Below are 22,525 nucleotides of genomic sequence, written 5' to 3'. Positions count from 1 at the left end.
CTATTCCCCCTTCCGTCCGCCGACGGTCATCTCGGACACACGAATTGTCGGCTGTCCGCAGTTGACCGGAAGACTTCCGCTGACCGAACCGCACATCCCCTGACCATGATCCAGATTGTTGCCGACCATATCAATATTTTGCAGGGTTTCAATGCCTTTGCCGATTAGCGTTGCGCCTTTGACCGGCTCGGCAATTTTGCCGTTGCGAATCATGTACGCCTCTTCAACCGCAAAATTAAACTCGCTCGTCGAGGTATTCACCGACCCGCCACCCAGCGATTTGGCATAGATTCCGTACTCCGTATTCGCAATGATCTCTTCACGCGTAGAATCCCCGTTCGCAATAAACGTATTGTTCATACGGGACGCAGGTGCAAATTTATAGGACTGTCTTCGTCCTGACCCTGTCGCAGGCACACCCATCTGACGCGAGCCCATGCGGTCGATCAGATATCCTTTTAAAATACCGTTCTCGATCAGTACGTTGCGCTGTGTCGGCGCCCCTTCATCATCGATATTGAGCGAGCCCCATGCGTTCTGAATCGTTCCATCATCTATAGCCGTGACAAGCGGTGAAGCCACCTGCTGCCCGATCTTATTGGCAAACACGGAGGTTCCATGGGCCACCGCCGTAGATTCCAGCCCGTGTCCACACGCCTCGTGGAAAAGAACGCCGCCAAAGCCATTCTCAATTACGACAGGCAATCTGCCGCTAGGTGCATATCCCGCTTTGACCATCGTGGTGGCAATACGAGCGGCGTGTCTCGCATTTTCTTCGATATTCAGATTCTCCAAGAATTCAGTCCCTGCATACGCTCCTGGCCCACGGAAACCGGACTGTCTATGCTCCCCATCAGTCGCAATCGCGCTTATTCTCATGCGGGTATACGTACGGGTATCCTCCACCAGCAGCCCGTTGCTATTGGCGATTAAGACGTTCTGGATTGAATTGCTAATCCCAACAGAGGTTTGTGTAATGGAAGGATCGTATTGGCTTGCCGCCTCATGCGCCCGTCTCATCATGTCAATCTTGGCACGTTTCTGTGAAGCGTCAGGAATGATCGCAATTGGATGGTGATTAGGGATCGCATGGGGATGGAGTGTAATGGTGTGTGTACCTGGCGCTCCACCGCCGCGAATGGCCTTGGCGGCCGATTTGGCCAGTCGGATCAGGCTCTGTTCGCTCATATCACTGGTATAGGCATACACCGAAAAATGCTCCTTCATGATCCGAATGCCAATCCCAAAATCCCGGCCTGACAGCGCCGTATCCACGACTCCTCCGGTCATGCCCAGTTGTCCATTCGTACGGTCCTCGACGAACACCTCTGCAAAATCCCCGCCCGTCTCTAGCGCGGCTTGCAGCATATCCTGAATCTGTGTTGGATGTATCATCACGTTCCTCCTCGTTTTTGCCATGTTTCATATTGTACGGCTAAGCGTTCCTGATTATATGCGGGTTCATGTTTATTTCCCATAACTTTACTATACATGATGTTGGGAGTGGGTGTAACTATTTGGGTGTCGAGTGGTTTCGAGGGGAGTGAAGATTTATGGGTGGGGATGAAGGGATTGAAATGAGAAAACCCGATCAGACCGTGAAGGGTCATGTCGGGTTATTTGAGCAAATTGATTACTGGGCGATTGAGCAAGTACGTGCATATGAGGGCGATACGTAGACGGATCATTCTTCCGATCGCTGTTGCCCCCAGATTTTTTTGATTATATTTTAACGGTAAAAATCCGGGTTCAAAGGCGAACGCTCCGCTTCTTCAGAACGATTCCGTCCCCTCCGCTGCTATGCTTGGGTTTGCTTCATTTTGCTCGCCAAAATACTTTTTTTCAAACGAACTTTAAACAATTCCCTGCGAAGATCCAGTTCCATGATATGAAGATGATCGGCCGCTTCTTTGACGGTTTCCATGTGCAGTACGCTTGCCTTTTGAGAAATAATAGCTAGAGCATCCCAAATGAGCTTTGTGCATGTTTTAAGTCTCTCTATGTGTTCGTCTTCTTGCTGCACCAAGTTCTCGTATTCTTCAGCAGTATTTTCAGATGGCTTCGTATTTTCTTTGCCCTTTAATTGTTTAGGTTGAGTATCCAAGTGATCATCTCCTTTTTATTCAAAGTGTAGCAAAGGATGATGACGGATGTGGTACGTAGATACGTAATATTAGATGAATTAAATATTATTCTAGCTTCACACGAAGATTTTGTTTCTAGATTCACTTTGATCAGGAACAGGTTTTATACCGCCATTCCACGAGATCTTCGGTATACGTTCTAATTTATGTAGATGTTCCTTTGATGGCTTTAAATCTTTCTTCGCTTTGAAATATTCACGTTGCTTTACCTTTTCATAGAATATCAAATTCTGTTACTCCAAATCTTCAAGCACACTTTTCCACTTTCCATGCATCCTCGATGATCGTATTATTTCCATAATATGGTATGACGTTAATACGTGGAATATATAGAACTGATTGTGCTGCGGAACGATTTTGTCGAGTGTAAAATGTTGATACAAATCAGCAATATACTTTCTTGGATAAATTCTGTTCGCTGTGAACGTCCCATCGCAGGTGCCTTGATCAAACGTGCATATTTTCTTCCATCATATATATTAAAACGAATGTATGTTTGCACTTCAACGGTTAACTTCGTTTTTAAAAAAGTGAACTGTTCTGTTTAGAGGCTACAGAAATCATATTGCCTTTCATTATCAAAATCCTCGGATGTAGTATCTCTGAATAACTCAGGACTTTTTTTAAAAGCTCTGTTCTTATATTTAAAATCCATTGAACAGATACTCCGCAAGTAATAGGAAGGATACGTTAAGTTTAGAGTTCCAGGAGTCAATATGTCTTCAGCCTTTGATTTCAACACAGACAGCAAAGAACTCCTAAGTGACACCGATGCAATTAAACTTCTTATCATCTTTTGAAGATTGTTATATATATTTTTTTCAGCAAATGTGTAATCACCTCCACATACAGGATATCGTAATGGGGTTTCACCCTGCCAGTTGTACTCTATGTTCTCTTCAAGATCATAATTTAGGTTTTTTTATGTAAGGTCTACACAAGGGGGTCCCATCAAGATATTTAATATGAGGCACCACGTTTTCCACAACACAAAGTTTATTTACCGCTCTAGAAATTTTATCCAAATTACGCTTCACATATTTATTAGCCATTTTATGGATTAAAAGCCCTTGCAAATTAATAGTATATTGCAATGTACTACTAATGTAGTTTTTCAAAACTGCATTATCACTTAAACGATCTTTAGCGTCAAGTTCTGAAGAAAACTCTTCACTATTAGGTAGAATGCAAAATAAAGGCCCCACTCCTGCATCTTCAGGCAACTTAGCGTTCTTTATAATATAACCTAAATTGGTATATACCTCGCTATATCTTTGTATGTTGTTAGCAACAAATGGAGTTAGATGTGGAATAGCTTTTTCTTTTTTCAATAATCCAATTCTCGCTTTCTGTGCCTTATAAATACAATTATTATTTGTCTTCGCCCTTCTCGCACACTAGGACAAAAATAGTCCCATACACCAAGTAATAGACAAATAATATCCCTAGTTTCACGAACAAGAGACTCCCGTAAGTGGCAGGAGTCCCGTCTCAATTTAGTCCTAATGACCTTATTTAATCACTTTATCCATCAACCTGATTTACTATCTCAACACCTATTAGGCCGATGCGTAGGCTAATTTGATTGAGACTATCATAACCAACGACCTCTTGCATGCCTGCAAACGCTCTACCACCGACGGTGAGTTTCACAAACCCAACAACATCGGAGTACTTCAGGGGTTAGGTTATTTATTATTCCACGATCTTCCGAATAGTTCATTTCCGTTAGGAGAAAGTTCTAGAACCTTTGTTTCTATTAATATTTTTTGAGTCCCTGCTGTATATGCTTTTTTCTTATCAAATGAAATAAATATCTGCTTCTCTGATTGAAGGTACTTCAGCAATATTTTTTCTACTGCTACATCGGCAATTTGTTTTAAGACTACAGAATCATGAATTAGTATTGGCAATGCTGTTAGCTCCAGTACACTTAGATCATACACCACCATATTCTTATAGAATGTACCTGTGCCAGTATCGTCAATAGTTTCAAACTTATACTGATTTTTATCAAAAGTAATAACAGGCGGTTTCTTTTGTTCAGAGTATATATAATCATTAATCTCCTGCATCTTGGTGTTAATTTCTATTTGAAGTAGATATAATTGATCTCTTCTCATTTGATCTCTGCGAGCTTTGGTATCATCTCTAGATGTTTTAAGAGTTATTGAAGTTAAATAAGCTTTGTTTTCACTTTCCAATTTTTCGCTCATTTTTTGTATCTCTGAATATTTTGTTAGTATGGCTTTTGATAAATTTGGTATCTGAATAATTTTCTTAATATTTTCTTCAATCGTATCAATTTCATTTTGTGATACGGAAATTATTTTGTTCAACTCTCCTTTCTTTGCCTTCAATTCTGTCTTTAAAACATTCCTTATCTCATAATGAAATTTCTCGACTTCTGCAATATTTCGTATATTAGCATCAGGAAAGAACCGTAACAAATCATCAAACTGTTCAGATCTTATTGGTGAATTTTCTTTCATGTTATTCTCGATAGTTACATATTGAGAATAATATTTACTTCTCTTTCTCTTTGCAACGGAAAGTCTTTGTTTTAATTTGATAACTTCTTCTGCTTTTTCTGAATCAATATCTAATAAATTATTATCCAGATCTTTTGAAATTTGTTCTTTTATCTCATCAAGTTGGGTAAGTTCTTTCAAGTTTTCATTATATTTTCGTTTACCAATCGAGGATACAAAGTTATACCTCTGTGCATTTCTATAAGCACTTAGTTCTGTTTCTCTTTGCTTTAATAAGTCCTCCAATTCCGAGATTACGCTAAACAATCCAAACAACTTTAATAGTGCATTTATTGGAGTTCCAGCAGCTTCATTATGAACAATATCTAAAGGACGCTTTTCATTTAGATTTTCTTTCCCATAAATTCGCGAATATCTCCCAACTATATCTCGGAAACTAATATTTGGGAGGTGTATATTGTATCTATGCTTTAAAAATTCGCAATACTGTGAGAGAGGTATTTTTGATACAACATTATATGATTCGTCACACTCACTTACAGATTCCAAATCTTCGGTGTCTCTCAAAAAGTAGTATTTTTTTTCTTGAAATATGAAGCAAAACTTTATTGTATGTTTGCCCACATGTCTTTGAATCTCTGCGGACTTTAAAATATAATCTTTCCCACCAAATACAAAATCTATAATCATTAGAAACGTAGACTTGCCAATGGAATTACTCCCAATGTCATCCCCTAATACAGTATTTAATGTAGGAAGGAATTCAACTCTCTTCTGTTTGAACTGATCGCAAATAATTTCAAATAACATTGTTAACTCTCCTCGAATCAAAACTGTATTCTATTTTTCCTAATGCATACAGACAATCGAGTGCATCTAGAAATTCGGTGATATTTTGAAATTTACTGATGACACTAGAATATAAATCAGAGAGGGAAAAATCCTTATCATTTTCTATTTCATTCATGATAATGGGAAGTTTACTAATAATACTTTCATTATAAGTATATAATTTATTGGGAAATTTCATGGAACACCTCACAACTCTGAACAAAATACGATATGACTGCTTCGCAGGCTTCACTTGATGAGCCATTTGATTTGGATTTCAGCCATTTTACGAGTGCTTCAAATATCTCACTTTTACTAACAATTTCTTCATCACATTTTAAGAAGCTTGATCTAACTTCAGAAGCAACTAAATCAAAGTTTAATTTATTCTCTTGATCTAAGTTCTGAAATGTTTCTTTAATTAGATTGAAATAAACACAAACGTATGTTTCTATTTTAGCTTTCAAAATGGAATATGTCATCTCAATCTTACTAGAAATTTTTAATGCTTTATATTCCAACTCCATTTTTTGTAGCGCTATAGGATCAATACTCATCAATGAATTGATAACTAATACTATTTCTTCTTCTATGTCTTGATGTGAGGTGGATATCTTGGCTTTAGAAGCAGCCAATAGACGTTTCTTGATCTTAACTAGTTTCAAATATTCTTCTTTAGTCTTATGATCGTCATAATATCCATGACAATCCTTACACAGAGCTACTTTATTTTCAAACTCTTCGCAGTTAGTACCTAGTCTTTCAAGCCCCTCAAGTTCTTTTACTTCATGAGGGATTGGACTATTCGGATATATATGTGCAATTTGATACTTTTTGTTCAAACGTTTACCTTTTTGTATGAGCAAGTAATTTCCACATAACGGACATATTCCATCTACCTCTAGCAAATGTGCATTATCCGTATTTTCTGTGATAGAGACTCTTGCTATGAGATAAGAATCATTTAATTCTGGCATTTCCAATATAGACCCTCCATGACTTTGAATTAATGCTTTATATTTCTTTTCTCAAAATGAATCTGCCTTCTCAGCACGGCAACGCCTTTTATGTTTCTATTACCATCCTTTTCGTATCTTTCAATTCTTCCAAAGAAGGTTACTTCTATAGGCTCAGCTTTTCTCTTGGCTTCATCTAATTGTTTCAAAAAATTGGTGAACATCGGTTTAAACAGTTTGATTTGCGTAAATGTCTGAGAAGTGGTTTTTGAGGATATGGATGTCTTCATTAATTTAATATGAATCCACTCGTACCCATTATTATCTACATATGGTCGACCCGTTGAAGCATAAACTCCTCTTAAGCAAACCAGTTCTTTTGGTGATTTTGTTTGGAATTTTTCATAAACTTTATCCCACTCTTCAAAATATATATCCATCCATCTTGCCGTGATTCCAAAAAACTTAAATTCAAGATAATTCTGAACTTTATTTTGCTCAAAATATTTAGCTATTTTTGCGAAAGCTCTTGCTGAGTTTATGTAGTCTGATAGTTCGCCCTCACTATTTGAATAATTCCCTGGTGATTTTTTAGTTTTAGGATTCTCCGATTTCTCCTTTTTAGGTATTAAGTCTTGAGATAATAAATCCATTAAAGATTTTTTTAATTCAACAGGGATGTTAACCCTAATAACAGTTTCTTTATCAAGGACAACACCCGCCACTTTGCTTTTACGAAGTGTCTGAGTTTGGTTGTTAGATTTATTATAAGGACATTCTCCCCCGTCATATTCTAAATGGTTCTTCCTACCTTTTTTCAATCGTAAAATTGGTGCAACATAGTTGTCCTGCTTTATATACGTTCCTACAAAACTTAAATCAACATGACAAAACTCACATTTAAGTGATTCATTTAAGGTCTCATCCAATTGAATATCATCGACTGATACTCTGCCAGCAGTAGGGTGTAGTGCCCAACTCATCTTCATTTTTGAACTCATACTAGCCCTCCACATTTTGGTTTGAAATACTTGATGTTTCCCGCTCTGTTTCGCTACCGGAATCACGATTTAACGATGTGCTAAACCTACAATAATCATAGCCTATTTAAGTTTTAAACTCCAGAAAATATTCCCACTTTCGACAAATAGAAAGATTCCTGCAAGTGTCAGGAGCCTCATTTTGAATTAGTCCTATAGACCTTACTCAGTCAATATAACCATGTACACCTGATTCGCACCCCAACACTTATCGTCCTGATAAACTGGAAAACTTGATATTGTTCGGACGAACATCAACTCTGCCAATGATTATCCAAAACAATTTCTTCCACTGATCAACGGAAGCCTCATCGAATACCCTCCGCTCAATTAATTACTTGGGTTATAATAAATATAGCCCGAACTCAAGAGGGTTCGGGCAGTTTAAACTATTCAAACAGGTAAATGTGGCTCCAAAACACTACTCCCTAACCAACAACACACAGCACACCACGTGCATTGTGAATGAAAATAAAATATATTCCCGCACTCAACCCTAAAGCGTCTTTTTGAATGCAGGAACATATTAAAATTGCTCTCAAACCCTCGTACATCAATACTTTTCATCTCGATATATTACTACCACGCACTCCACATGCCTTGAGTGTACAAAAATGATGACCTTAAGGTCTGGTCGCCCCTTGGCGGAAAATCTATCGTTTTTAGATCAGAGTCTTTAGGTCTTTCTTTTTTTATTTTCTACTGAAAGTGTCCCTCCTGATCCATCTGCCCCAAGGCAGTCTTGGTTTTTCTGACTTTCTGACAATCCTGTCAAACATAAAACCAGTAAAATAATTTATTGCTCAACTACCCCAAAATCATCCACATAAACATATGCTGTACCAGGATTCTTGTAAGCATACACTGTTGCCCTGGTAGCGCCTGCTCCGGTTGTAAAAGGAATGTTTACCATTGTCCAGGATGTACTGTCAGATGTTGCGGATGCATCCGTTCCTTCAAAGCCATTAACGCCAATCTGAATCCGCTCTCCTATGTCTGCCTTAACCCAGGCGGTACACATATAGCTGGTATTAGGACTTAGCCCCGTAAGTACCTGCTCGATACCATCTTCTCCGGGTCCCAATCTAACACTCTTAGAGCCGCTTCTTGGTACCGATACACTTGCAGCAGTATCTGAATATGTTGCTGCCCATGGTGAGATTATCCCTTTCTCGAAATCTGATTGCCTTACGTTATTAACATAAAGTAAGCTGACACTCTCAAAAACCGGGTCCGGAGGTGAAGAAAAATCATGCCCGGCAGTCCAGTCAGTTCCACCGAACTCATATGCTCCAATATCCGGTGCCGCACCAACATAATCATTGGTGATTCCAGATATTACAACCCCTGCATTAATAGCTGGAGAAGTAGACTGCAACCTGAAGTCATATGCTGTGGGATTCACAAATAACGGATTGGTTTCTGAGGTAATATTATTTCCCTCTATATGAGTACCAGGCAGTGTAAAGGCTGTAGTAAAGATATTGTTGAAAATTCTGTCGCCGTACATATCTGACTGAAAATTACTTCCCCAATATCCTACATTTCCGTTACTGTAGGTAGTATTGTTATAAATCAGGTTAAAATTACTGGGTGTATTCAATCTTATCCCTGTATAGTTTCCCCATACAACATTATGATGCACAATATAGCCCTTGCTACCGTTATCCAGATAGATACCAGTGCCGGAATAATTCTTTGCCAGATTATCATGGATGTAATTATGATGAATTACCGTCCCTTGCCCATCCCAGGCAAATTCATAGAGTATTCCGCAGTCTTTTGTCAGCTTTCCTGCATTGTACAGATTATTATATTGTATCTGGCTGTTTTGGGTAGGCATAAATATCAGATGACGCCCAGCGTTATATACCGTATTATGACTGATTAGATGGTTTGCCCCCAATAGATAGATTGCCGGAATATCCGCTGCCGAATAATTTGCTTCATGAATAAGATTATTAATTACCTTATTTCCTGTTCCCTCTATACTCACCAGATTACCGGAACTGTAGGTCAAAGTACTGTCTCTAAGCTCATTATTGGTACCGGACATAAATATCCCTGTACTGTATTGTCTGGTAACATCCGAATCATGACTGACATATTCCGCAATCATATTAGAAACTTTACAGTAATTAGAATTTGACATTTTAATGCTGGAGGCAAAGATATTAATTCCGGTAATATTTATGTAAGAGCGGGAACTTAAATCAAATGCATAAGTCCGCTTCTTTGCTTCTACTGTCAAAGTATTCGGATCAACTCCACCAGGTGCCCATAAATAAAGTCTGCCAGTAGTGCTGTCATAATACCATTCTCCCGCACTGTCAAGATCTTTAAGGTTACCAGTAATATAATAGCTGTTACCGCCTGTCGCTGCAGTATCTATTTGATCAAAGGTAATGGAGCCGTCACTTGAGCTGGTAATGGTACTTTTATAAGATTTGTAGCCTGTTCCCGGAACACTCCAAACCGTTTTGCCAACCCAGTATCCAGGTGCCTGAGTTAAGTCTCCATCCTTGATGGTTGTAGTGGAACCGGAATCAACTGTTGTATATGTTAAATTTAAGGGATCAAGTGTTGGTGAATTGGGCCATCTGGCTTCAAATTGCATTTGCTTATTAACAAATATCTGATTTTTTGTTCCAAGGGAACCCTTCATTTCCGCATAATAGATGGATCCAGAGTAATTTTTCCAGCCAGTAACCGGATCGGCACCGGATACCGTTACGTTCTCTCCTGTATAAGCCTTAAAGTTTATGGGTTTTGCAGAAGTTCCGGAAGTATGAAGTGTTACTGTTTCCCGGTATGTACCACCTCGTATGATGCAGGTATCTCCGGCTTTCATGGTATCTGCTGCCTTTTGTATGGTTTTCCATGGATTTGATAGTGTACCGGTTCCAGTGATGTCATTCCCCGTTGTAGAAACATAATATACGGAATTTGCCTTTACAGTTTCCACACCCAGATTAAAAGTAAATACATAAATCATCATAATTACAACTAAAAATCTAAAGCCTGTTCTCTTATTCATAGCTTACCTCCTGGAATGAATTCTATTTTTAGATACGGCTTCTACGCTTGGGCCTAAGTTCACTGCTAGGTATGTTCTAATATAGAAATTTGTGTATATATAAGCCCTTAATTATTTAATCGACTTATACCGACTTAAAGTTTATGATTCTTTCGGCGAAGCTTCTCCGATACTGAACCCATCCAGCCATTTCATTGACCATGCATGGTATTATTTTCTTTCCGAAATGGGTGCATGAGCATCCGGAGATTAAAGTACGCTATCAAAATGATTTCATCCCTCTGATGGAAGAATCGCGTGAAAAGTATGAGACTTATCCGAAGCATGTAGTTCCTGAATTCGCATATATTACTTTCATTGAAAATGCAGGTGTGAATAACGAGAAGTTGATTGCCCAGGCACCTTACGCGGGCATGACAGATGATATTCGTGCGGGTAAGTTGCAAGCATAGTCAATCAAGACGAATTGAACTGAAAAGCCTGAGCCTGTGTCCCATAACGTAAGACAAATTAAAACACCTACCAACTTGGTCATACCCTGTCTACTTGACAGGGGTATGACCAGGTTGGTAGGTGCCCAGCATCTTTTTTAATGTTCTCTATAACCATCTAATCTCCATTGGCTATTCTTCTTTCTCTTTTTCATCATGAAGCATCATCTCTAATACAACATATACAAACTGTGCTCCGTCCTTCATGCCCTGCCAGTACAAAGCTTCATTCTCCAATGCTTGCTTGTAATGATGCTTATCCTTCCATTCCGAGAATTCAGGTCTGTTCACAATATCCATCTCAGAAAGTCTCTTCGATTCCTCTGGGCAAGGCATCAGGATCAATATTTACGCTAATTCCCAGTCGGTCAACAACTAGGTTCTGAATCGTACTTTTACCGCTTCCATTATTCCCCGCAAATACATACATCATTGGTATATGTTTATGCATGAGAACTTCCGTATCCACAACAGGAACAATGTCTCCATCGTTGTATTCTTTTACAATTTGGCCACCCGGCGTTTTATATACAATATAGGTATCGTTCGCTTTCGCATCCAACTTGGCGCGATCTCCTGTAAGCTTAATCAATTTCTCCAGACCTTTAAATTTATCCAAGGGGTTCACCTTCCCTGCATCCGTATTTATTTAAAGTAATTGCACCACAGCAAGTTGATTGCACGTCACAGAAGGGAATAACCTTATTGCTTGAGGAATTCTTACAGGTAGCGTACAAAGAAAAGAACGCCAAACTAAGGACGCTCTCTTGAATACTCACATTTTCAGTTAAATACATCGGATGTGTCCAACCCCTTTAAATCCAAAAAAATCGAAACATTTATTTTGTTGTGCCATACCTTATTTCTATAAACTTTTCCCCAGCTCGTAAAGGACATAGGAAGCTACAATTAAGCACCTCTATATATCGACTCAACATAGCTTTACTACGGCCTCAACGTGTGTCGAGAGGATGGAACGGATTTACTTGAAATTAACTCGTTCCATTTTAAAAATAATAGTTCAATTTCCTTATATTTCTTTTTCAGCTAAGCTAGCATGCTCTCTTTTTAGCAAAGAATAATGATATTGATCGCATACCGAACCATCACTAAACCAGTAATGCTCTCGATAAGTCCCTTCCAGCTTAAAATGGAATTTTTCTAATAATTTTATGGATGCTTGATTACACGCTGCAACCGTCGCGTAAATTTTATTCAACTCTAAATCCTTACGTTCAAAAATGGTATCTATAAATAGCTCTAGCAATACATTCGCATATCCTTGTTTTCTATGTTTTAGAGGCAAGTAGTATCCGATCTCGGCACTTTTATTTCGAGAATTATAGTCAAAAAGCTGTATCTTTCCTATCCGCTTATTACTGTTACTTTTATCAACCAAGATATATATTAATTGCCCATTTGCAAGCCTTTTCAGTACATTCTCTTTATAATTGTTATATGGAGGAAGTTCGATTATGGGTCGGCAAGTATGTTGCTCTTTTTCGCTTTCAGTATGACTCCACTCATATAAGTCTGGTAAGTAATCTTCAATATTCCCACCAGTTAAAAGTACAAGTCCTCTTATCATTCTATCACTCCATTATTTTTAAATTTAGATCGTTTGGATAGGGCATCATTTTGGTTTTAAGTATCTGTTTTGGCAGCATGAAAAGCATAGAAATGGCAAACCATGTGGCGCATTACCATATTCCTATATTAACTCATGTTACACTTCCCTCTCATCCTCCTACTTCCAAAAATAAACATAGTAAATCCCCCAACCAATGGGTCATTCTGTAACTAAATCTCTCTTTTAACCGATATATACATATGCTGGACTGTTATTTAAATATCTCCTCTTGCCCTTTGTACCTTGAATGGAAGCTTACTTGAAACTCCTAAATCCGAATGACAAGGTTTCTATGCCAAACAAACTCAGTGATACATATGGGTCTTAACTCAAGTTGTACTCATCTGCGGCTTCTATAATCAGAAGCAAATTCAACTTAGAAAATACCCATCACATCTGGAAAGGAGTTATGAACTCACTTGAGCGTATTATCAGATGGGATCGGATATGAAAGCCTACGCTTTTATGGTCCCTTTCAGCCACTACACATCGAACAACTTCAAATAACACGCACCATTAATGATCATGCCTCTTTACATATCAGTGGCATGCTCTCCGAAGAACAAGGAGATGCATGCATCGGACAGGATATGGAGCAAGAGCCGATTGTGATTCGTCAGTTGAATGATCAGGGACAATCGTTGAGAAGGTTGTTCCATGGGATTGTTACACATATGTCCGTACAATGTGTGCGAGGCGTATATACGTTTGAGCTGGAGGCCGCTTCCCATTCATACCAGATGGATATTAAACGTAAAAGACGCTCCTATCAAGATACTCACCGCACCTATGATGATCTGGTCACTGCGCTGATTCGAAAATATCAGTACGGAGATGCCATTGATACGGTAAGCAACCATGCCAAACTGGAGACATTTGTTTTACAATATGAGGAGACGGATTGGGCGTTTTTAAAACGTCTCGCTTCTCGCTTTGGCTCCGTACTTGTACCAGAGGTAACCGCAGCCTCGCCCAAGGTTTTCTTCGGGATGCCTGAAGGCAAGCAGCATAAGGTAGAGCGGGATGTATTTTATCGAGTACGTAAAACATTTCATGAGCTGGATGCGGAAAAGTCAGGCGAACGTGCTAGCTCGTATGTCACCTATATGATCGAAAGTCTGCAATACTATGCGCTGGGCGACCTCATCACGTTACCCATTGGACAAGGCAAAGAACTGGTCGTGGTTCGAGCCGTGACCACACTAACGGATGGCCTACTGCGTACCCGTTACGATCTTCAAGCCGAACAGGATATCCGGTATGCCCGGTATGAAAACGACCAGGCCACCGGGATTTCACTGACAGGAACGGTGCTCAAGGTACAACAGGATTTTGTACAGCTTCAACTAGAGATTGACCCGAAGCAAGATCCTGCCAAAGCCTGCTGGTTTCCCATAGCCACCCGTTATGTCGCCGAAGAACATAGTGGCTGGTACGATATGCCTGAGATCGGGGAACAGGTGGAATTGTATCTACCTACCCACTGTGAACAGGATGCCTATATAACGGATTCACTGCGACAACAACGCCACACTAATGGACAGCCGAATGTGAAGGTATGGCAACATGTGCAAGGTAGCGGCGTAGAAATGTCTGAGCATGAACTGACCCTATCCACCTCCGGTGAATTTTCCATTACACTGCATGACAGTAGCGGCATTACCATCGACAGTCCGGGGAATGTGCAGATTCAGGGTGGTCACGTGAAGCTCGATGCAGGCGAGGAACTTTCACTCGAAGCTGGAACGGCGCTGTATTTAAAAGGCGGAGCCAGCAGCATGGTACTGGACGGTGAGACGGATACCAAGGCTCCGGTGATTTATCAGGAAGGTACGGTGAAGGCACCTGTTTTCGTAGCTGACCTCCCTCCTGTGCCTGAGCCACCATTGATGAGCATCAAAGCATACGAGGCGGCGCAATCCGCAGCAGCAGCCAAGGCCCCATCCAGCAGCACTCCTACCGCCAAAGTAACAAGTCCGGCTGCACTTCAACAGGCCAATTCTTTGTTGGGTACGGTGTCCAAGCTATTAGGCTCCATTCCAGTGATGGGGAAAGTGGCTGGCGTTGTTGCAGGAGCTTTAGGTGGGCCTGCGGCGGGTGTCATTCTGAAAGCAACCGCAATGATCCCCGTCCGGAGCAAAGGAACAAGTCACGCTGGAGGTAGTTCTCCTAAAGGTAGTTTGCATCCACTGAAGCATCTGGCTAGTTTAGCTCTCCAAGGGCTAATAAGCCAATACGAGCATGAGCGGGCTAAGGAAGCCTATTATAGCAAGTGGATTTTGGGGAAAGTGTTTACGAGTGCACGTCATATAGCGCATTCTGGTGGCCCATTAGAACTGGTTCAAAACCTGCTGAAAGAGTCAAATGCCATGGCTCAAGCGTATCAGCAAGTTCCTAAAAACATTCAGAAGAAATGGCTCCGAGATTATGAAGAAAAACAACGCCTTCAAGCAGCACAAACGCAGAAACATGAGAATCCAAAACTTGCATTATGGAGAGAAAGAAAAACTAGTGAATATACTTCATATTGGAATCAAACTGATTATTTTACAGCCAACTGGTGGCAGGATGAAAATAAGCTAAAACAAGCAGAGCAAGCACTGCGCACTGAAATTACAATGAAGCGCAAACTATCATTGTATGATATTAAAGATCCTAATAAATTGGCCGCTATCCAGCGTATCGTCAATGCAAAACGCACACACGTATGGGATGAAGGAACTCTCAATGCCATTGAAGATGGTTTAGTAGCGATGGGTGTGGACTCTACAAATGCTATTGAGTTGGACAAAGAGAAAATGGATGCACTCATTACTCGATACAATCAAGGCTTTATTGGACAAAAATCTGGAGATTACATGGAAAGGACAGGCTTAAGCGATTTAGTCGAAGACACGACTTATGGGATTGTAACAGCTCGTATCGGCATGGGGAGTGCAGGAAGTTCTCCTACTAGGTCCAGCCAGCCACCTATTGCAGAGAATCCGCCTGCAAAACCCAATCCAAAGGGTGGTCCAGGTGTAAACAGGCCCATTGATGAGTTCAATGATTCGGCGATTTATAATGGGGCAAATTCAAGTAGACCTAAGGAGTCACCTAAACTACCAAATTCGAGCAAGCCCGCTGAGGGAACGTCAAAAACCGGGACTTCTAATAATGGGCAATACTCAGGGAAATTGGTAAAGGTTCCTAAAGAGGATGAAGCAGCTGATATGTTGGCAGAAAAACTAGGTGGAGAATCCAGAGTTAAATTTAGTAATGACCCTAAGGGACGTGAGTTTGATACGGTAAGCGACCAGTACATTGCTCAAACCAAACCACCGTTGAACAGTTTAGATAAGCAATTTAGAAAACAAGCGAAGGCTACGATCGAAGCCGCAATTGAAACGAACAGAAAAGCATATTTTCACTTTGAAGGTAAGCCTGATGACAGAGTGCTAAGACAACTTAAAGAATATGCCGAAAGATATGGTGTAGAAATAATTATTGATACTAAGCCCCTAATACCATGAGAGGATGAGTAGAAATGTTTGAGTATCACGGGTGGGTAACCATCAGAGAAAGTTCCTCATTTGAAGATGATGATGAAAAATTATCGTTAATTATTCAAGATATACAAAACTTTTTGAATGAATTGGATTGGTCTTCTGGTGTTCTGGATTTAAGAGCTGTAAATGGAGATTATCAACTCTGGATAGCAGGTCTTAACAATCATAAACCTACTGCTAAACATAATCCAATAGAAGTATTAAAAAAGGTAGGGGAGTTTGCCCCAGGTTCATATGGAGTTTTATATATAAGGGATAGCGATGATATGAAGTTATTTAATGAATTTAGGGTTCATGCGTTAATTCGAGGTGAACTGACTGAACACACGGACCCCTTCTTGTCTCCATTCATACCTAAAGTAGAAGATGACTATGAGGATTGAAATGTTTTAAAACAGAACGACAGATTTCCCCCAGACAGTAAAACTAATCACTATAGCCAACAAACGCAACATAAAAAACGAAAAATTGATAAAATCTCAAAGGCTTATTCCAACTTGATCCAGTAGTAGGAATAAGCTTTTGTAATTTCGAATGATAAAAGCAAAAAACCGCTCAATGGGTGGGTTTCAGTATAGAAACGTGAGGAGTTTTCCCCTTTTCCAAACTTTTTTGCTATGCATTAATTACTATTACTCCTCAAGCCTTACGAACCAAGATTTGAAGAGTAATTGGTTTGTTACTCATTCCAAGCAATCAAGCATTATTTCTTAATGTCAACATGTAATATTCCATTGATCGTAGTTGTATTTACTATAACTCCCAGAACTTCCGAAACAAATCTAAGAGGAACCATAACCCGATTTGGATATTCCGGCATAAGCGGAGCATTCCGCATTATCTTTTCTTCACCGTTCACGTATGCAACTTTGCTACCCAAGGTTAATCGTATAATTGTACCATTCTTCGATTTAATTGTAACTTCTTGTGTAGGTCTGTTCCATGTGACAGACTCTCCCAAGTCCTCAGATATAATTTAATAGGGGCATATACGGTGTTTGTGGATTTCTCTCTAAGTGGATGTTAATGCGCTGTTATCTACAAAAACTTCAACATTATAACTAAATTTAGATCCCGCATGCGCGCTCTCAACTGAGACAGAAGAAACGAGAACAAAGATAACAGCTAAGGGCAAAATTATATGTTTAACATGGTTTATTACCTCTTCTCTATTTATCAACTAGCCCTCATTGAGGAGCTAAAACACCGATGCACCCTTATTCAATATTACTAACAGCGCTCAACATGCCTTATGTGGTGATAATGATACCTTATTTTCCGCCAACTATTCGGCATCCGAATTTCTATTACACCATTTCAGCAGGTACTGGACGGAAATTCACAAACGGCGATAAGTCTGTGTTCTATCATCCAGAAGCAGGGATGCATGAAGGGTCAGACATTGGATTATCAAGTGGTCAGACAGGCAAAGTCAAGGTAAGGGGATCTGATTATAAACCATTACCCGGCGGTAAGGCTACATTATTCAAAAATAAAAGGGGGTTGTTGTGTGTGGAGAAAATATCCATAGAAAAACTCATGGAGCTATACGTAAATACGATTGATAAGTGTGGAACATATCTGCTAAGCGAGGATGATATGGTAATTGGGTACAATATCTTTGAAGAGTTTGATACAGGGGTAATTTCATTTTTACACGCTGATATCTTACAAAAACTTAATCATGCAGGACTAATTAGTGATGAGATGGTGTATAAAGTTCTATTTTAAGAAACTTAGTTCTAGAATTACAGCAAGGCGATAATTGGAATGTTAATGCAGTTAGAAATTCACCTGATTGGAGGAATGTACTTGAACTAGCTGATGAAATCAAGGGTTGCTTGGGCGGCTGCTTAAAAAGCCCTACCCAGTACCGAATGATTCCATCATTCAACCAATAACACATACAACCCATGTAATATCCGTATAAAGATTTCTACATTTTGATTGTATACACATCAAATGCTTTAATTTCATAACCTAAATAATGCTTTTCAGTTATATTGAACAGGGTGACTAGAGGCCGATAATATTATTATGGAATGAATAAAGGTATACAAGTGGAGATGAAAAGAACGCAAGATTATTGGGAAGCAAAGACAAAGCAGGATTACTGCCAAAAGATTCTCTTAATGAGTATGCAGTGGGAAATTGCGCAGAAGTAGATGCAGTGAATCAAGCACTGAATCAAAAGGCTAATGTGAATGATATATATACTATTAAAACAACTCCACACGAATTTGGAGCAGCAAAAATAGCTTGCGAAAACTGCACATTTACTTTTAAAGGAAATAGTGCTGACGCACTAACCGGATGGTATAAAGGAGACTAACGATTATGAACATGGAAAAATTTAGGCATATTTCAATGAGAGGTAGAGTTGCATATGGTATTAGCTGCTTTGAGAACGCTATTATAGCCTTGAAATATGACATTAATGATTGGAAGATCGTTTTGAATTATTTATGGGAATTTACTAATATACAATACTTGGATGATTGGAATGATATAGTCGTCGAATTAATTCCTGAGAATTTAACAGAATTCAGAGTTTGAGAAGCTGAGTAAAGATGAATTCATATATTTGTATAACTTATATCAAAATATTGATGGATCAGTCGATGCCTTAGTGCGAGGTATTTATGACCTTGGTATCAGTCATACGTACACTTTGATCGAAGGATACGGCGAAAGCAGTTTGAAATCTTTGGAGAGAGTTATAAAGCTCATGATAGATTACAATTTTCCATTGCCAAGTATCGACCCATTTCTAAAATTTTCTATAGAAGAAAATAGAGGATGGGGTGACAAGTTTGATGGTACAAAATTCTCTAAAATCCTTTAACATAAAGAATGATTAGTTTAAGTGTACCTAAACATTATAATTTTAAAAGCTTATTCCAACTTAAATCTATGAGTAGGGATAAGCTTTTTTCTAAAGATCTGGATGATTTATATACACACAGTTAGCCCTATAGCAGATTCTACAAAAATATTGTCGTGATCACAATCACGGTTTAGACTGTAAATTTAAGTTAAAATACAAACAATTTTAAATTTATTTCATCTAAAATCAAAGGCACTATGATGGATCACAAAGAAAAAACAAGGAAGTGTACAAAGATGAAAAGAACAGATTTACCTCTTGTCTATTCTTGTTCTGGATGTTCCTCCGCAGCACAAACCGCTAACATGATCGCTATACAAATGGATCGAGAAAAAGTCGCTGAAATGTCCTGCATTGCTGGTGTTGGTGGTGATGTCAAACCACTTGTCAGAACAGCAAAATCGGGACGTGACATTATTGCAATTGACGGCTGTCCCTTGTCCTGTTGCAAGAGTTGCTTAGCAAGGCATGAAGTTCAAGCCAAACACCATTTCCTGCTGTCTGACTTTGACGTACCCAAGATAATAGGAGAAGATCCTAACCCCGATCATTATAGGAATGCTTATACACAAATCTTAGAACAAATTGGACAATAATTCTTAATCAAAATGAAGGTGTGTATCGAAGGATGGCTTACCTTTTTTTTAATTCCTTCAAGGTATTGGAACAGCATACAGTAAAAGTATAGCTGGCTCTTATTATGTAACAATATCGTAAATTAGTTTTTACTGGTGGCTCCTAACACTTCTTTAAGGGCCACCAGAATTTCTATTACATCATTTCAGCAAACTGTCACTTTTAATAATTTCACCAAAAAAATGATTGCATTTATTCTCCACTAAAGCTTTTCGCCCATTCAGCAACCCTACGACTGCTTTCTTCTTCTGACAAATCCTCGATCCTGGTCATAATAGACCATCTTACTCCGCAAGGATCCAATATACTTGCGAATCGATCACCTGAAACAAAGTTTGTAACTGGTTCCCTTACTTTCGCTCCTCTTGTTACCGCATTTTCAATAACCTGATCAACATTCATGACGTAAATTCCGAAAGAATAACACGCATTGCCTTCATCTGGCGGCAAAACCAATTGATATGCCGGATTCGCTGCTCCCAGCTGCAAAAAACCATTTCCAAAATCTAATTCCGCATGAACAATTATTTTATTGCCATGCTCATCAGGATATTCAGTAATATCCTTAACCCTTGCATTGAAAACACTTTTATAGAACTCTATTGCTTCCGAAGGATTCTTCACTGTAATAAACGGGGTAATAGACGTAAAGCCGTTGGGTGTTCCCTTCTTTGTATATTTACCTGACACTCCCGTATATTCTCTGCTTTCAGTCATTTTGACTCCTCCTTTAAATGATCGTAACAGTCCAATTTAATGCTTATACCTTTATTGGATTGAATTCATCAACTCATAGTAATATTTGGGTGCGCGAGTCTTATTTAGACTATACCAGGCTTCTAATGTTTTAGAAGAAAACACACCCAGAGCTTTCAAAACGTGTACGGAAAATTCCAACGGAGCTGTTCCAGATGCAGTGATCAGTTTTCCATCCGTTACAGCAGACTCCACTTTGTAATAATTTTCGCCCGTGTAGGTGGGACAGGTCATTTTGAGGTATCCTAGATCATTGCTTGTATGCCAACGTGAATTCAGCAATCCTGCCTGGGCAAGTCCCATGGTAGCACCACAAATCGCTGCAACCCATATCCCTTCCTCTAAACACCTCTCAGCGATTTTTAAGATGGGTTGGTGAATGGTTTCTGTCCATGTATCTCCACCGGGTAAAATCAATGTATCTGTGCTTTCAATGCTGCACTCATCCAGTGTGATGTCAGGCAGGATTTTCAATCCCCCCATTGTGGTTACAGGAGTCTTTTCCATTCCCACGGTAACTATTTTGGATGGAACCAGCCCCTTTTTATAATATCTCCCCGAGTTCAGTTCGGCAGTTAAGTAACCGATCTCCCAGTCTGCCATGGTGTCAAACACATAAAGATATACCGCACTATCCATTTACATATTCTCCTTATTTTATAATTTATCAAGTAATACCAACCCTCGGTAATCCATGACTATCCTCATTATAAAAAAGCTTCACTGACATCTGCTGTCAGTGAAGCTTTTAACGTTGATAATATTCCATTAACTCCGACGCAACAGCAACAAGCTTTTTCTTCAAACTCTGTGGTTCGATGACTTGAATGGACTTCCCGTAGGGTAGGAGTAAATAAGGGACATATGTATGAAGTGATTTTTCCTCAAGCAAAAAGATGGCTTGATTGGATGTCCGCTCTTTCAGATGATGCCCCAAAAACCAATGCAGACATAAGTCATCCAATGCCTCTGGCCTGCCTTCGATCATTAAAGAAATTAAACCGTCCTTGCCTACTAAATCAGGCAACAGATTTTGCATAAAAAATTCACGGGCCGAAAAAGCTTCGGAACGCTTAAATATGATTGGAGTACGCTTGATTTGTAGAATCCGATCTGCCCGAAAGCTACGTATCTCATTTCTTAGGTGACAAAATGCAACAGTGTACCATTTGTTGTTCCAGTAAACCATTCCATAGGGGTCTATCACCCTATTCTTGGGTTGTTCTTCATGGCTTGTGCGATAATCCATTTCTACAGAGAATTCGTTGGCTACAGCTTGCTCCAATTCCGCCAATATCGGCTGAAGAGAAGGGTCTCCCATGCGATTAATCACTTCAAATCCGGCTAAATGACGGCTAAGTATACTTTCCTGCTCTTGATTCGAATACATTTTCAATTTTGATGTTGCATTGTCTAATGCCTCACTCAAAGGGTATCCAGCCTCTTTTGCAAAAATAGCAGCATGAAGGAGTGCCTTTTTTTCCTCAATATCAAATAGTAAAGGTGCTCTGATGAAATTATTCAGCAAGCTATACCCGCCATTATGACCCGTGTCGGATATTATAGGCACCCCACTGGCACATAGTGCATCAATATACCGATAAACTGTCCTTATATTTATTTCTAACTTTTCGGATATTTGTTTTGCAGTCATTTTTACGCCCGAATTCAACATCCATAGAATGGCCAGCATATTATCGTTTTTTGGCATAACATGAACCCTCATCTCTCATTAAAGTTCAATCTTTTATAAATATCTTCTTATACTCTCTCTTACCATCTATTATATGCTTTTTTCCACCTTATACTTCCCTCTCATATCTTCTAATTCCAGATTTAAACATAGTAAATACCACAATTAATGGTTCATTCTGTAAAATAACTCTCTCTTTTAACCGATAAATACATATGCTGGGTTGTTTATTAAATATCACCTCTTGTCCCTTTATAGCGTACAAATCTTGCATTACATATCTATCTTGACTGACAGTTGTACTCATCTGCGGCTTCTATAAACAGAAGCAAATGCAAGATGACGTGCTTCACTTGGAAATACCCATTGCATCTAGAAAGGAGT

General features: G+C 39.3%; 22 protein-coding genes and 1 pseudogene. 8 read left to right on the top strand and 15 right to left on the bottom strand.

Annotated features, from left to right (window positions below; translation table 11 throughout):
* On the bottom strand, positions 1-1,395 hold the full coding sequence (locus MHB46_RS22500; protein ID WP_341163475.1) for a TldD/PmbA family protein: 1,395 nt from the start codon (positions 1,393-1,395) through the stop codon (positions 1-3).
* 158 nt (positions 1,396-1,553) lie between these two features.
* Here MHB46_RS22500 and MHB46_RS22495 point away from each other — a divergent pair, with 158 nt between their 5' ends.
* Entirely contained in the window at positions 1,554-1,679 is a 126-nt protein-coding gene (locus tag MHB46_RS22495) for a hypothetical protein (RefSeq protein WP_341163474.1), read from the top strand.
* Between the two features lie 119 nt (positions 1,680-1,798).
* Here the strand turns inward: MHB46_RS22495 and MHB46_RS22490 are convergent, their stop codons facing one another.
* From MHB46_RS22490 to MHB46_RS22465, 7 genes are all read right to left on the bottom strand, one after another.
* Positions 1,799-2,104, bottom strand: coding sequence for a hypothetical protein (locus MHB46_RS22490; RefSeq protein WP_341163473.1), 306 nt, complete (start codon positions 2,102-2,104; stop codon positions 1,799-1,801).
* Between the two features lie 945 nt (positions 2,105-3,049).
* A complete protein-coding gene (locus MHB46_RS22485; RefSeq protein ID WP_341163472.1) occupies positions 3,050-3,475 on the bottom strand; it encodes a hypothetical protein in 426 nt (141 codons plus the stop codon).
* A gap of 357 nt (positions 3,476-3,832) precedes the next feature.
* Complete coding sequence (locus MHB46_RS22480; protein WP_341163471.1) at positions 3,833-5,446, bottom strand: DUF2326 domain-containing protein; 1,614 nt, start codon at positions 5,444-5,446, stop codon at positions 3,833-3,835.
* The gene (locus MHB46_RS26285; protein ID WP_397367322.1) at positions 5,436-5,603 is read right to left on the bottom strand and encodes an ABC-three component system middle component 7; all 168 of its coding nucleotides are present in this window, start codon (positions 5,601-5,603) and stop codon (positions 5,436-5,438) included. Before MHB46_RS26285 ends, MHB46_RS22480 begins: the two co-directional genes overlap by 11 nt.
* Positions 5,604-5,649: 46 nt before the next feature.
* Positions 5,650-6,444 (bottom strand): ABC-three component system protein, encoded by a 795-nt coding sequence (locus MHB46_RS22475; protein ID WP_341163782.1) that lies wholly within the window; start codon positions 6,442-6,444, stop codon positions 5,650-5,652.
* A gap of 29 nt (positions 6,445-6,473) precedes the next feature.
* Positions 6,474-7,424, bottom strand: coding sequence for a hypothetical protein (locus MHB46_RS22470; protein WP_341163470.1), 951 nt, complete (start codon positions 7,422-7,424; stop codon positions 6,474-6,476).
* 835 nt (positions 7,425-8,259) lie between these two features.
* Positions 8,260-10,500: a right-handed parallel beta-helix repeat-containing protein gene (locus MHB46_RS22465; protein ID WP_341163469.1), complete on the bottom strand. Its 2,241-nt coding sequence runs from the start codon at positions 10,498-10,500 to the stop codon at positions 8,260-8,262.
* 200 nt (positions 10,501-10,700) lie between these two features.
* Between MHB46_RS22465 and MHB46_RS22460 the strand changes: the two are divergent.
* Positions 10,701-10,952 (top strand): annotated as a pseudogene (locus MHB46_RS22460) (phenolic acid decarboxylase); the annotation flags it as partial.
* A 171-nt stretch (positions 10,953-11,123) separates the two neighbouring features.
* Here the strand turns inward: MHB46_RS22460 and MHB46_RS22455 are convergent.
* From MHB46_RS22455 to MHB46_RS22445, 3 genes are all read right to left on the bottom strand, one after another.
* Positions 11,124-11,291, bottom strand: a complete 168-nt coding sequence (locus tag MHB46_RS22455; RefSeq protein WP_341163468.1) for a hypothetical protein — start codon at positions 11,289-11,291, stop codon at positions 11,124-11,126.
* A gap of 1 nt (position 11,292) precedes the next feature.
* Entirely contained in the window at positions 11,293-11,610 is a 318-nt protein-coding gene (locus MHB46_RS22450) for a hypothetical protein (protein ID WP_341163794.1), read from the bottom strand.
* A 411-nt stretch (positions 11,611-12,021) separates the two neighbouring features.
* Entirely contained in the window at positions 12,022-12,579 is a 558-nt protein-coding gene (locus MHB46_RS22445; RefSeq protein ID WP_341163467.1) for a GNAT family N-acetyltransferase, read from the bottom strand.
* Positions 12,580-13,040: 461 nt separating this feature from the next.
* On the opposite strand from MHB46_RS22445, the gene MHB46_RS22440 reads away from it, so the two are divergent.
* Positions 13,041-16,133, top strand: coding sequence for a restriction endonuclease fold toxin (locus tag MHB46_RS22440; RefSeq protein WP_341163466.1), 3,093 nt, complete (start codon positions 13,041-13,043; stop codon positions 16,131-16,133).
* 14 nt (positions 16,134-16,147) lie between these two features.
* Complete coding sequence (locus tag MHB46_RS22435) at positions 16,148-16,552, top strand: Imm7 family immunity protein (RefSeq protein ID WP_165178620.1); 405 nt, start codon at positions 16,148-16,150, stop codon at positions 16,550-16,552.
* Between the two features lie 320 nt (positions 16,553-16,872).
* Here MHB46_RS22435 and MHB46_RS22430 read toward each other — a convergent pair whose 3' ends face one another.
* On the bottom strand, positions 16,873-17,130 hold the full coding sequence (locus MHB46_RS22430; protein WP_341163465.1) for a copper amine oxidase N-terminal domain-containing protein: 258 nt from the start codon (positions 17,128-17,130) through the stop codon (positions 16,873-16,875).
* A 248-nt stretch (positions 17,131-17,378) separates the two neighbouring features.
* On the opposite strand from MHB46_RS22430, the gene MHB46_RS22425 reads away from it, so the two are divergent.
* The 4 genes from MHB46_RS22425 to MHB46_RS22410 all read left to right on the top strand — a co-directional run bounded on the left by MHB46_RS22425 (position 17,379) and on the right by MHB46_RS22410 (position 19,652).
* Positions 17,379-17,900 (top strand): hypothetical protein, encoded by a 522-nt coding sequence (locus MHB46_RS22425; RefSeq protein ID WP_165178354.1) that lies wholly within the window; start codon positions 17,379-17,381, stop codon positions 17,898-17,900.
* 355 nt (positions 17,901-18,255) lie between these two features.
* Positions 18,256-18,501, top strand: coding sequence for a hypothetical protein (locus MHB46_RS22420; protein ID WP_238808093.1), 246 nt, complete (start codon positions 18,256-18,258; stop codon positions 18,499-18,501).
* A gap of 5 nt (positions 18,502-18,506) precedes the next feature.
* The gene (locus tag MHB46_RS22415; RefSeq protein ID WP_341163464.1) at positions 18,507-18,725 is read left to right on the top strand and encodes a hypothetical protein; all 219 of its coding nucleotides are present in this window, start codon (positions 18,507-18,509) and stop codon (positions 18,723-18,725) included.
* 567 nt (positions 18,726-19,292) lie between these two features.
* Positions 19,293-19,652, top strand: a complete 360-nt coding sequence (locus MHB46_RS22410) for a putative zinc-binding protein (RefSeq protein WP_029515604.1) — start codon at positions 19,293-19,295, stop codon at positions 19,650-19,652.
* 232 nt (positions 19,653-19,884) lie between these two features.
* Here MHB46_RS22410 and MHB46_RS22405 read toward each other — a convergent pair whose 3' ends face one another.
* The 3 genes from MHB46_RS22405 to MHB46_RS22395 form a co-directional block, all read right to left on the bottom strand.
* Positions 19,885-20,409 carry a VOC family protein gene (locus MHB46_RS22405; protein WP_341163463.1) on the bottom strand — a complete coding sequence of 175 codons (525 nt, stop codon included), beginning with the start codon at positions 20,407-20,409 and terminating at the stop codon, positions 19,885-19,887.
* Between the two features lie 51 nt (positions 20,410-20,460).
* Positions 20,461-21,087 carry a type 1 glutamine amidotransferase family protein gene (locus MHB46_RS22400; RefSeq protein WP_341163462.1) on the bottom strand — a complete coding sequence of 209 codons (627 nt, stop codon included), beginning with the start codon at positions 21,085-21,087 and terminating at the stop codon, positions 20,461-20,463.
* Positions 21,088-21,196: 109 nt separating this feature from the next.
* Entirely contained in the window at positions 21,197-22,159 is a 963-nt protein-coding gene (locus MHB46_RS22395; protein ID WP_165178623.1) for a helix-turn-helix transcriptional regulator, read from the bottom strand.
* Between the last annotated feature and the right edge of the window lie 366 nt (positions 22,160-22,525).

The organism is Paenibacillus sp. FSL H7-0703, from assembly GCF_038003485.1.
GTDB classification, from domain to species: Bacteria; Bacillota; Bacilli; order Paenibacillales; family Paenibacillaceae; genus Paenibacillus; species Paenibacillus polymyxa_B.
This window is presented reverse-complemented; position numbering and strand designations above follow the sequence as displayed.

Bases quoted from the DNA above. Each gene is read 5' to 3' on its own strand.
- MHB46_RS22500 (WP_341163475.1), bottom strand. From the start codon at position 1,395: ATGATACATCCAACACAGATTCAGGATATGCTGCAAGCCGCGCTAGAG.
- MHB46_RS22495 (WP_341163474.1), top strand. From the start codon at position 1,554: ATGGGTGGGGATGAAGGGATTGAAATGAGAAAACCCGATCAGACCGTG.
- MHB46_RS22480 (WP_341163471.1), bottom strand. From the start codon at position 5,446: ATGTTATTTGAAATTATTTGCGATCAGTTCAAACAGAAGAGAGTTGAA.
- MHB46_RS26285 (WP_397367322.1), bottom strand. From the start codon at position 5,603: ATGAATGAAATAGAAAATGATAAGGATTTTTCCCTCTCTGATTTATAT.
- MHB46_RS22475 (WP_341163782.1), bottom strand. From the start codon at position 6,444: ATGCCAGAATTAAATGATTCTTATCTCATAGCAAGAGTCTCTATCACA.
- MHB46_RS22470 (WP_341163470.1), bottom strand. From the start codon at position 7,424: ATGAGTTCAAAAATGAAGATGAGTTGGGCACTACACCCTACTGCTGGC.
- MHB46_RS22465 (WP_341163469.1), bottom strand. From the start codon at position 10,500: ATGAATAAGAGAACAGGCTTTAGATTTTTAGTTGTAATTATGATGATT.
- MHB46_RS22455 (WP_341163468.1), bottom strand. From the start codon at position 11,291: ATGGATATTGTGAACAGACCTGAATTCTCGGAATGGAAGGATAAGCAT.
- MHB46_RS22445 (WP_341163467.1), bottom strand. From the start codon at position 12,579: ATGATAAGAGGACTTGTACTTTTAACTGGTGGGAATATTGAAGATTAC.
- MHB46_RS22435 (WP_165178620.1), top strand. From the start codon at position 16,148: ATGTTTGAGTATCACGGGTGGGTAACCATCAGAGAAAGTTCCTCATTT.
- MHB46_RS22425 (WP_165178354.1), top strand. From the start codon at position 17,379: ATGCACCCTTATTCAATATTACTAACAGCGCTCAACATGCCTTATGTG.
- MHB46_RS22415 (WP_341163464.1), top strand. From the start codon at position 18,507: ATGAACATGGAAAAATTTAGGCATATTTCAATGAGAGGTAGAGTTGCA.
- MHB46_RS22410 (WP_029515604.1), top strand. From the start codon at position 19,293: ATGAAAAGAACAGATTTACCTCTTGTCTATTCTTGTTCTGGATGTTCC.
- MHB46_RS22405 (WP_341163463.1), bottom strand. From the start codon at position 20,409: ATGACTGAAAGCAGAGAATATACGGGAGTGTCAGGTAAATATACAAAG.
- MHB46_RS22400 (WP_341163462.1), bottom strand. From the start codon at position 21,087: ATGGATAGTGCGGTATATCTTTATGTGTTTGACACCATGGCAGACTGG.
- MHB46_RS22395 (WP_165178623.1), bottom strand. From the start codon at position 22,159: ATGCCAAAAAACGATAATATGCTGGCCATTCTATGGATGTTGAATTCG.